The organism is Pseudokineococcus sp. 5B2Z-1 (genome assembly GCF_037482305.1).
Classification (GTDB): domain Bacteria; phylum Actinomycetota; class Actinomycetes; order Actinomycetales; family Quadrisphaeraceae; genus Pseudokineococcus.
Window position 1 is genome coordinate 276,281 of the sequence record NZ_JBBHZG010000002.1, and the last position, 9,915, is coordinate 286,195.

Below are 9,915 nucleotides of genomic sequence, written 5' to 3' on the forward strand. Positions count from 1 at the left end.
GCGCCGGGCTCGGGCGCCGGTCTGAGCGCCGGTCCGGTCCCGGGTGCTCAGCCGTCGCGGACGGCGGTGAGGGAGAAGGTGAGCGGCAGGCGCTCGGGCCCCTCCGGCAGCGCGTGGGCGGTGCCGTGCTCGGTCTCCACCTCGACCATGTGCGGCAGCGCCCTCCACGGCAGCGTCATCTGCTCGCCGAGCGAGGTGACGCGCAGGCCGGCGCCGAGCAGCGCGCCGACGACCTCCGACAGCGGGTGGTGCCACTCCCACGTCTCGCGGCTCTCGATGCGCACCTCCTGGTTGACGTAGCTGACGTCGTCGTCCCACCGCAGCGGTGGCCCGGCGAAGTACCGGCGGGTGAGGACCAGCTGGTCGTCGTCGCGCTCGTCGTCCAGGGCGGCGAGGACGGGGTGGGTGTCGCGGACGAAGAAGAGACCGCCCGGGCGCAGGAGCGCCGCGACGGTCCGCGCCCACGCGTCGAGGTCGGGCAGCCAGCACAGCGCGCCGATGCTCGTGTGGACGACGTCGAAGGTCCGGCCCAGCACGTCCGCCGCCGCGGTGACCTCGGCCTCGACGAAGTCGGCCGCGAGCCCGGCCCGCCGGGCGAGGTCGCGGGCCGCGGCGACGGCCGCCGGGGAGAGGTCGACGCCCGTCATGCGCGCGCCGAGGCGGGCGAAGGAGAGCGTGTCGGTGCCGATGTGGCACTGCAGGTGCACGAGGTCGAGCCCCGCCACGGTGCCTCCGGGCAGGTGGGGCGCCATGAGGGCGAGGTCCTCGCGAGCCACGTCGCTCAGGCGCCCCGGGTCGGCGGCGAAGGCGTCCGCGCCGTAGCCGACGAGGTGGACGGGGACGCGCTCGTCCCAGTTGCGCCGGTTGGCGGCCAGCTCGGGCGGGAGGTCGTCGGCGTCCACAGGGGGACCGTAGGGACACCGGGCGCGACAGCCCAGCGCTTTCCCGGTGGACGGCGAGGGCGCTGCCGGGCGTCAGTCCCGGCCGCTCCGGACGCCGGTGGAGGGGTCCTCCCGCGGCGTGCCGACCCGCGCCTCCACCCCGGGGCGTCCCGCCGCGAGGTGCAGCTCGAGCGCGCGCAGGAGGCGGAAGACGCCGAGCAGCACGAGGACGAGGGCGAGGGCGACGAGCGCCACCTGGACCGCCGACCAGAGCGCGGTGAGCACGTACGGCGGGTAGAGGCCCGTCTGGTCCTGCAGGAAGGGGACGAGGACCGGCAGCAGCGACGTCGTCACCAGCCACAGCGCCAGTCCGGCGACGACGGGGACCGCGAAGCCCCGCCCACGGCCCGGCTCGCTCCGCCTGACGTCCACGGCCACCTCCTCGTCGGCGCGGGCGGGCGCCCGCCCCAGCATCCTGGCGCGACCCCGTCCCGCCGCGCCGAGCTTCGCCCGAACCGGGGACCGCCGTCCGCTGGGAGGGTCGGCGCATGACGGTCCTGCGCTCGGTCCCGCTCTTCGCCCTCGCCGCGCTCGCCGAGATCGGCGGGGCGTGGCTCGTGTGGCAGGCCGTGCGCGAGGGCCGGCCGTGGTGGTGGGCGGGTCTCGGCGTCATGGCCCTCGGCGCGTACGGCTTCGTCGCCACCCTGCAGCCCGACGCCTCCTTCGGCCGCGTGCTCGCCGCCTACGGCGGGGTCTTCGTCGTCGGGTCGCTGCTGTGGGGCGTCGCCCTCGACGGCTTCCGCCCGACGACGGCCGACGTCGTCGGCGCCGCGATCTGCGTCCTCGGGGTCGGCGTGATCATGTACGCGCCGCGGGGGTAGGCGCCGCCGAGGAGGACGAAGTCCCTCCCCTCCACGAGGCCGAGCCGCTGACCTGCGACGACGCGCGAAACTCGGGACATCGTCCTCCTCGTCGGCGGGCACCTCCGCCCTCCCGGCCTCGAGGTGCCGCCGCCGGGGGCCTGCCGCAGAGTGCTGGCCATGGCGAAGCAGCGGGCCGAGGGCCTCGACGACGTGTGGGACGACTGGCAGGACGCGGTGAACATGACGCCGAAGCAGCTCGAGGAGTGGCTCGAGACCGACGAGTCGCAGTCCGTCGGCGACACGGGCGGGGACGGCGAGTCGACCGGCCACCAGAGCGGGCGGCGGATCGTCGAGATCCAGCGGACCAAGAAGGACGACCTCACCGAGGACGACGTCGCGCACATGAGGAAGGTCGTCGGCTACGTGCACCGCCACCGGGCGCAGAAGCCGAAGGACGACGTCGAGCACTCGAAGTGGCGCTACTCGCTCATGAACTGGGGCAACGACCCCCTGGCCTGACCTGCCGCGCGGCGTCCGGAGCCGGGGACTCCGGACGCCGCGCCCTTGGTCGTCAGCCCGTCACCGCGAGGGCGGTCAGTCCTCGCCGTCGGCCGACGCGCACACGGGGAAGGCGTCGACGTCGGCGTTGAGGTCCGTCCGCACGTCGGGCGACACGCCCGCCTCGCAGATGACGTCCACCGCGCCGGGCGGGTACTGCTCCGGGTCGACGAGGCGGTTGTCCACGAGGCGGTTGTTACGCTCCTCCGCGTTCGGCACCTGCGCCCCGCCGGAGGTGTACCAGTTGCTCTCGAGCAGGTTGTCCGCGGTGCCGTTCCCCGCGCTGTAGGCGTTGGTGAAGACCCAGGGGCTCGTGCCCTCGAGGACGTTCTGCCGCCACGTCGTGTAGCGGGTCCCCTCGTCAAGGTAGAGGGCGACGCCGGAGACGTCGTACAGGTAGTTGCGCTCGAAGACCGAACCGGGGCTTGCGGAGAGGTTGTACACCGAACCGCCGTCGGCGAAGGCCGCCTTCGTGTCGTGCACGAGGTTGCCCGCGACCAGGTTGTCCCGCAGCGTCGTGGGCGTCGTGTAGAGCGTGTTCCAGTCGTAGTAGCCGCGACGCAGGTACTCGTCCGAGCCTCCGGGGTCGTTGGACCCCCAGCCGAAGCCGGTGTCGATGCCGTCGTAGGACACGTCGGCGACCTCGTTGTGGAGGATCTGCGCACCCGTGACGTAGGTGCTGAGGATGCCCGAGTTGTCGCGGTACTCCGTGGCCACCCGGCGGACCGTGTTGTCCCGGAGCACGACGTCGCGGTTGGTCATCCGGACGTCCGAGGGGTGGTGGGCGTCGGGGCGCACGCCACCGACGACGATGCCGTGGCCACCGACCTCCGTGAAGACGTTGGCCAGAACGTCGACGTCCCGGGCGCCGAGGCCGACACCGGAGCGGGTCGCGTTCGCGTCGTTGCCGATGCCCAGCGCGGACTGGCCCAGCTCGGTGAAGGTGCTGCCCTCGAAGGTGATGCGCCGAGCGGCCGAGACCTGCACCGCCGCCGGCTCCTGCTTCCACGTGTTGCGTGCGCGCTCGAAGGCCTCGCAGCCGCGGGCGCAGGAGGTGAAGGCGTCCTCGGGGCGGTAGTCGTACTCGCCGCTCAGGAAGGTCCCGTTCTGCTGGTTCGCGTAGCCGGACCGGGAGGGCTCGAGCCACGAGGTGCCGGTGAAGCGGAGGCCGCGGAAGGTCAGGCCGGTCACCGGTGCGTCGTAGGTGCCGCTGATACTCACGAGCGACTCCAGCGTCGGCACCTCCACGTCCAGGCCGTCGGGGTCGACGCCGTCGGCCGGCTTGTAGTACAACTCGCCGGCGTCGGGGTCGACGGACCACTCACCCGGCTCGTCGACGAAGGCCCGCGCGTTCTCCAGCGACCACGTCGGGGCGGCGAGGAACGACTGCTGGACGGTGTCGTAGCCCCAGGTCTGGTTGTCCCAGGTCGGCTGCTCCATGTCGACGCGGTCCCCGACGACGTCCGCGACGGGGGAGTAGCGCGTGGTGAAGTCGCCCAGGGAGAGGAACTCGAGGCGCTGGCGGTCCGGGAGGTCACCGAGGTAGGACAGGTCGGGGTCGAGCAGGTGCAGGCCCTCGGGGGTCAGCTCCAGGTCGGAGGGGTCGAGGGGGAGGGACGCCCGCGGCTCGGCGCGGCCGTCGACGTACAGCTGTCGCGTGTCGAGCCCCACCGGGAGGTCGGCGACGTAGACGCCGGCGTCGGCGTCGTCGACGCGCCACCCGGTGACCTGCCGGGCGCCCGTGATCTCTGGGGTGGCGCCCGGCGCCGCCTCCCAGGTCGTGGTGGCCCCGCGGCGGCCGCCGTCGCGGCGCCCGAACTCGAGGGGCGCATCGAGGCGGTAGACCCCGTCGGCCAGCACGACCGTGACGTCCCTGGCGGCGATCGCCTCGCGGCTGGCGACGGACTTGGCGCGCAGCAGCGAGCACGGGCGGGCGCTGTCGCGGCACAGGCCCCGGTCGACGCCGTCGGGGGCGGCGTAGAGCGTCCGGGCCCCGTCCCGCGGCGCGGCGGCCGAGGCGGCGAGCGGGGACGCGGTGGTGAGGGCGAGGGCGGTGGCGGCCGCCGCCGCAGCGGCGCGGCGGGCGCGCACCCTCTCGCGCGGCACGGCTCGCACTTGGTGTGACGTCGTCATCATGGTCTGCTCCTCGAGCGGCAACGGGGCAGCTCTGCCCCCTGGCGCGTCTCAGAACAGCACACGTGTGACCTTTGTGGAAGACCTGTCCGGATCAGGACGGCGTGGTGGCGTCAGCGCTCCCGCTGGGTGCCCTCGTGGTCCGGCGGGCGCCGGCGGGTCCAGGCGTCGGTGACGTGGGCGTGCATCGCGCGCTCGGCCGCGTCGTCGAGACCGGCTTCCACGGCCGCGAAGACCGCCTGGTGCTCCCTCAGCGTCACCTCCCGGAGGGCGGGCGGCGCGTAGACGTCGTAGCGCGCGCTCTCCCGTGCGCGCTCGTACAGGACCCTGGCGATGCTCTCCGCGAGCCGGTTGCCGGAGGTGGCCATGACGACCTCGTGGAAGGTGATGTCGGCGGCGTTGAAGGCAGCCGCGTCCTGCACGGAGCGGCGCATCTCCTCGAGCGCGCTCCGCAGGAGCTCGAGCTGGACGGCGGACCGACGGCGCGCGGTCTCCGCGGCCATCGCCGCCTCCAGGCTGCTGCGGACGACCGTGAGCTCGTCCAGGACGCCCAGCGTCTCGTCGTGGGCGATGAGCGCCTTCAGCACGACGCGGTCCATGGTGTTCCACGACCGGGTGGGCTGGACGACCGTGCCGCGGCCCTGGCCGACGGCGACTAGTCCCTTCTCCTCCAGCCGCTTGACCGACTCGCGCAGGACGGTCCGGCTGACGCCGAACTGCTGGCTCAGGGCCGACTCCGGCGGCAGCGTGTCGCCCGGCAGGACGGCCCCCGACACGATGACGTCGACGAGGGCGTCGACGACCGCCACCCCTAAGCGGGGGGCCGGGCTGCGCCCGGTGATGGGCAGGGCGCGCACTCCTGGGCCGGTGCCGGGCGCGGGGTCGTCCACGGCCTCACTGTACGGGCGCCTGCCGCCGCCCCGGCCATTGCCATGACGTATGACGTATGTTCCACTTCTCGCAGGGCCAACGTTGGCCCGGACCTCGCCCTCACGGGGCGGGACGTCGCTGGAGACGTCGACACCTGGAGGACCTCGATGACCACGACACGCAGAAGTGCGCACCACTGCGCCTCCCGGGCCGCCGCTGCCGCCGCCGCCGCGGGGGTGGCGCTGGTCGCGGCCTGCGCCTCGCCGGGGGGCACGACGGACGAGGAGGGCGCCCGCGGCTTCGCCGAGGCCCAGCAGGAGGAGGGCAGCCCCATCACCGTCTGGGTGGACGCGAGCCGCGCGGCGGCGGCGGACGCCTTCACGGCGGCCAACCCCGACGTCGAGGTCGACGTCGTCACCTACGACGGCTCGGCGAACGGGTCGGACTCGTTCAAGACGAAGATCGGTCTCCTCGACCGCGCTGGCGACGGCTGGCCGGACGTCGTCTTCTCGACGCAGAACAACGACGCGGCCTGGGCCAGCCAGGGCGCCAACGGCCAGCAGCCCTTCGCGGCGGTGCTCGACCAGGGCCTCATCGGGGACGACGTGCTCGGCGGGTTCACCGAGGGGTCGCTGGACCCCTGCACGGTCGACGGCTCCGTCTACTGCCTGCGCAACGACCTGGCCCAGGGCGTGCTCTGGTACGACCAGTCGCTGATGGACGAGTTCGGCTACGAGCTGCCGACCACGTGGGAGGAGTACGGGGAGCTCAGCGCGCGCGTCGCCGAGGAGCACCCCGGGTACATCACCGGGTCCGTGGGCGACCCGTGGACGCCGGAGATCTTCTTCTGGGCCAGCCGCTGCCAGGCCAACGACGTCGAGGGGCCGTCGACGATGGTGGTCGACACCACCTCGCCCGAGTGCCAGCGTGCGGCGGAGCTCGTCGACGCCGGCGTCGAGCAGGGCTGGTTGACCGACCTCAGCGTCTTCTCCCCCGAGTTCGTGCAGCAGTACTCCGGCAAGGTGGTCATGATGCCGGGGCCGGCGTGGTTCGCCGGCGCCATCTTCGACAACCCCGACTCCCTGGCGGTGCCGCCCGGTCAGATCGGAGTGGCTCCGCCCCTGCCCTGGGGCGACGAGGACGCCGTCACGGGCAACGTGGGCGGTGGCACCTGGTTCGTCTCCAGCCACTCGCGGAACCTCGAGGCGGCGACGCAGTTCGTCGAGTTCGTCACCACTGCGGACGACTACCAGGTGGAGCAGGCGCCCGGGTACCCGGCCTACGCCCCCGCCGCCGACAAGTGGGTGTCGGGCCAGGAGGACAGCGGCTACTACGCCTCCGACCTCGCCGGGCTCACCGAGGCCGCGCCGCTGGTGTGGTCGGGCTGGGGAGCACCCGCCTTCAGCCAGGAGGCTATCTGGGCGAAGACGATGCAGCCGCTCCTGACTTCCGGCCAGCCGCTCACGGACGAGCTGGACACCTGGCAGCAGGCGATCGAGGACCAGGCCCAGGTCTTCGGCTACTCCGTCCAGTGACCACGGAGGCCACAGCCGTCGCCGGCGCCCCCGAGGCGACCCGCGGGCGGCCACCGCGCACCGGGCGGGGGGCCGGCCCGCCGCGGGTCATGGGCGTCGCCTTCGTCCTGCCCTACGTCGTGCTGCTGCTCGCCTTCGGCATCTTCCCCGCGGTCTACGCGCTCGCCCTGGCCTTCAGCGCCCCCGAGGGAGGGTTCGCGGGCATCGCGAACCTCACCCGCGTCGTGGGTGACTACCGGTTCCTGCCGGCGGTCCAGCACGTGACCGTCTACCTGGTCATCTGGCTGCTGCTGCTGACCGTCCTCGTGGTGGTCATGGCCCTCCTCGTCCACGCGGTGACGACCCGCTGGGTGAGCGGCGCCCTACGGCTCCTGTACTACCTGCCGGGGGCGCTGGCGGGGGCGTCGGCCGTCCTGCTGTGGCTCTTTGTGCTCGACCCGAACGCCAGCCCGGTCGGCTTCCTCCTCCGCGCCCTGGGTCTCGAGAGCTTCTCCCAGACCATCCAGCCCGGTGGGCTCCCCCTGGTCTTCGCGATCATCGCCTTCTGGACCGGAGCCGGTCAGTGGGTGATCGTCATGTTCGGCGCGCTCAACAACATCCCCACCGAGATCATGGAGGCGGCTCGCATCGACGGCGCAAGCCCCGTCCAGATCGCGCTGCGGATCCAGTTGCCGCTGCTGCGGAAGTGGATCGCCTACATGGGCGTCCTGGCGCTGGCGATGGGCACCCAGCTCTTCGTGGAGCCGACGCTTCTGTCGCAGGCGAGCAACGGCGTGGTGCCCAACGACTACTCGCTCAACCAGCTGGCCTACCAGTACGCCTTCAACCTCGGCGACTTCAACGGCGCCGCCGCGCTGGCGGTGATCCTGCTCGTCGTGTCGCTGGGGTTGTCCACCGTGTTCGTGCTCAAGGGCGGCCTGTTCGAGACGGAGGAGTCATGAGCGCTGCTGCTGACGTGGGTCGGCGGGCCCGCACCCGTCGGAGGGCCGACCTGAGCGGTCGGGGCGGGCGTGGTCTCGGCGTGCTCGTGCTCGCCTTCTTCCTCCTGTTCTTCACCGTCCCGCTCGTCTGGCTGCTGCTCGCCGTGACCAAGACGGGCGGCGAGCTGGTGCGGGCCAACCCCTTCGCCGTCGGCTCGTGGGACGGGCTCGTCGACAACGCGCGGGAGCTCTTCGCCTTCCAGTCGGGAGCGGTGACCACCTGGCTCGTCAACTCGGTCGTCTACGCGCTCGGCGCGCTGGTGCTGACGCTCCTCGTGTCGGTCCCGGCGGGCTACGCGCTGGCGCTCGTGCGCTTCCCGGGGCGCCGTGCGCTCCTCGTCGTGACGCTGGTCGTGATGCTCATGCCGAGCACCGCGCTGGTTCTGCCCGTCTTCCTCGAGATGAACCTGCTGGGTCTCGTCGGGAACGCCCTGGCCGTCATCCTGCCCTTCTCCTTCTTCCCCTTCGGGGTCTACCTGGCATTCATCTACTTCTCCACCAGCATCCCGGCGGACCTTCTCGCCGCGGCTCGTCTGGACGGTTGCTCGGAGGGTCAGGTCTTCACCCGGGTCGCGCTGCCGCTGGCGGCCCCCGCCGTCGCCCTCGTCGGCTTCTTCAGCTTCGTGCAGAACTGGAACAACTACTTCCTGCCCTTCGTGATGCTGCCCTCGAGCGACACCTACCCGATGCAGGTCGGGCTGACGACGCTGCTGTCGAGCTCCCCGGCCTTCAACCCGAGCGCCGCCGGGTCCGACTCCGTGTCCCTGTCGACGCTCGCGCTGGCGACGGTGGTGAGCGTCCTGCCCGTCCTCGTCGTCTTCCTCTTCTCCCAGCGGTTCCTCGTGACCGGGCTCACCGCCGGCGGGACGAAGGAATGACGTGCACCACCACTCCGGAAGGCACCGCATGAAGATCACCGGCTACCGCTCCCTCGTCACCCAGCACGACTGGGGGCGGCCCGTCGGGGACGTCAACGGCCACATCTCCGGGACGGCGACGCAGACGGACGTGCTCGTCCTGACCACCGACTCCGGGCTCGAGGGCGTCGGTGTCGGGGCGCACCCGGACATCGAGCGCGTCTTCCCCGGCATCGACGGCGAGGACCCGCGGGGCGTCGTCGCGCTGTACGACCGGATGCTCGCGCGGGTCTTCAAGCTCGGGCACGCGGGCTCGGTCTTCGGGACCCTGGGCGCGATCGACATGGCGCTCTGGGACCTCAAGGCCAAGGCGGCCGAGGAGCCCCTGTGGCGCCTCCTGGGGGCGAGGGACCGCCACGTCCCCGGATACGCCTCCGCGCTGGAGATCGCCCTCACGGACGAGGAGCTGGTACGGGTCTACGGGGCCTTCGCCGACCGCGGGTTCGGCGCGGCGAAGCTCAAGGGCGGTCGGTGGTTCGAGCACGACCTGCGCCGCCTGCGCCTGCTCGAGGAGGTCTTCTCGACGACCTCCTCGGCACCCGGTCTCATGCTCGACGCCAACGAGTCGTGGCACCGGTCCCAGGCCGTGCGGTACGTCAGCCGGCTCGAGGAGCACGTGGACCTGGTCTGGGTCGAGGAGCCCGTCCGCCGGTGGGACGCGGCGGGCATGGCAGCGGTCCGGGCGGGGATCCGTGCGGGTGTGGCCAGCGGGGAGAACCTCACCGGGCTCGAGCAGCTGCGCCCCCTTCTGGACGCCGACGCGCTGGACGTGGTGCAGCCGGGCGCCTCGTGGGGCATCACCCATCTCCTGCGCGTGTCCGCCCTGGCCCACGCGCACGACCTGCCCGTGAGCCCCATCGGCTTCACGCCCGTCATCGCGCCCGCGGCGGCGTCCCTGCCCAACCTGCTGGCCGTCGAGGTGCAGGACCTCAAGCCGGCGACCGGCATGAGCATCGACCAGGAGTTCGTCGACGGCGGCATCGTCCTGGGGGACGAGCCGGGCAACGGGATCAGCGTGGACGAGGCGCTGCTGCGAGACCTCGGCGCGGGCCGGGGCTGGGCGGAGGTCGCGGGGCCGCACGTCCGCCCACCGCGAGCGGGCCTGCGGCTGGTGCCCGAGGCCGACGGGGGCGCGCTGCGCACGGCGGTGTCCTGAGGTGGGTGCCGGTGAGGACGCG

General features: G+C 72.7%; 10 protein-coding genes. 6 read left to right on the forward strand and 4 right to left on the reverse strand.

Going from position 1 to position 9,915, the window contains the following annotated elements; all coding sequences use genetic code 11:
- Positions 1-47: 47 nt before the first annotated feature.
- Both WDV85_RS05485 and WDV85_RS05490 read right to left on the reverse strand, forming a co-directional pair.
- Positions 48-902: a class I SAM-dependent methyltransferase gene (locus WDV85_RS05485; protein WP_339569678.1), complete on the reverse strand. Its 855-nt coding sequence runs from the start codon at positions 900-902 to the stop codon at positions 48-50.
- Between the two features lie 72 nt (positions 903-974).
- Positions 975-1,313: a hypothetical protein gene (locus WDV85_RS05490; protein WP_339569679.1), complete on the reverse strand. Its 339-nt coding sequence runs from the start codon at positions 1,311-1,313 to the stop codon at positions 975-977.
- Between the two features lie 116 nt (positions 1,314-1,429).
- Here WDV85_RS05490 and WDV85_RS05495 point away from each other — a divergent pair, with 116 nt between their 5' ends.
- Positions 1,430-1,762: a YnfA family protein gene (locus tag WDV85_RS05495; RefSeq protein ID WP_339569680.1), complete on the forward strand. Its 333-nt coding sequence runs from the start codon at positions 1,430-1,432 to the stop codon at positions 1,760-1,762.
- A 159-nt stretch (positions 1,763-1,921) separates the two neighbouring features.
- Entirely contained in the window at positions 1,922-2,263 is a 342-nt protein-coding gene (locus WDV85_RS05500) for a DUF3140 domain-containing protein (protein ID WP_339569681.1), read from the forward strand.
- A 75-nt stretch (positions 2,264-2,338) separates the two neighbouring features.
- Here WDV85_RS05500 and WDV85_RS05505 read toward each other — a convergent pair whose 3' ends face one another.
- Both WDV85_RS05505 and WDV85_RS05510 read right to left on the reverse strand, forming a co-directional pair.
- The gene (locus WDV85_RS05505; RefSeq protein ID WP_339569682.1) at positions 2,339-4,438 is read right to left on the reverse strand and encodes a hypothetical protein; all 2,100 of its coding nucleotides are present in this window, start codon (positions 4,436-4,438) and stop codon (positions 2,339-2,341) included.
- 110 nt (positions 4,439-4,548) lie between these two features.
- Positions 4,549-5,325 carry a FadR/GntR family transcriptional regulator gene (locus WDV85_RS05510; protein ID WP_339569683.1) on the reverse strand — a complete coding sequence of 259 codons (777 nt, stop codon included), beginning with the start codon at positions 5,323-5,325 and terminating at the stop codon, positions 4,549-4,551.
- 147 nt (positions 5,326-5,472) lie between these two features.
- On the opposite strand from WDV85_RS05510, the gene WDV85_RS05515 reads away from it, so the two are divergent.
- From WDV85_RS05515 to WDV85_RS05530, 4 genes are all read left to right on the forward strand, one after another.
- The gene (locus WDV85_RS05515; RefSeq protein WP_339569684.1) at positions 5,473-6,840 is read left to right on the forward strand and encodes an ABC transporter substrate-binding protein; all 1,368 of its coding nucleotides are present in this window, start codon (positions 5,473-5,475) and stop codon (positions 6,838-6,840) included.
- An 89-nt stretch (positions 6,841-6,929) separates the two neighbouring features.
- Positions 6,930-7,781 carry a carbohydrate ABC transporter permease gene (locus WDV85_RS05520; RefSeq protein WP_445263233.1) on the forward strand — a complete coding sequence of 284 codons (852 nt, stop codon included), beginning with the start codon at positions 6,930-6,932 and terminating at the stop codon, positions 7,779-7,781.
- Entirely contained in the window at positions 7,778-8,698 is a 921-nt protein-coding gene (locus WDV85_RS05525; protein WP_339569686.1) for a carbohydrate ABC transporter permease, read from the forward strand. Before WDV85_RS05520 ends, WDV85_RS05525 begins: the two co-directional genes overlap by 4 nt.
- A 28-nt stretch (positions 8,699-8,726) precedes the next feature.
- Entirely contained in the window at positions 8,727-9,893 is a 1,167-nt protein-coding gene (locus WDV85_RS05530; RefSeq protein ID WP_339569687.1) for a mandelate racemase/muconate lactonizing enzyme family protein, read from the forward strand.
- Positions 9,894-9,915: the final 22 nt, after the last annotated feature.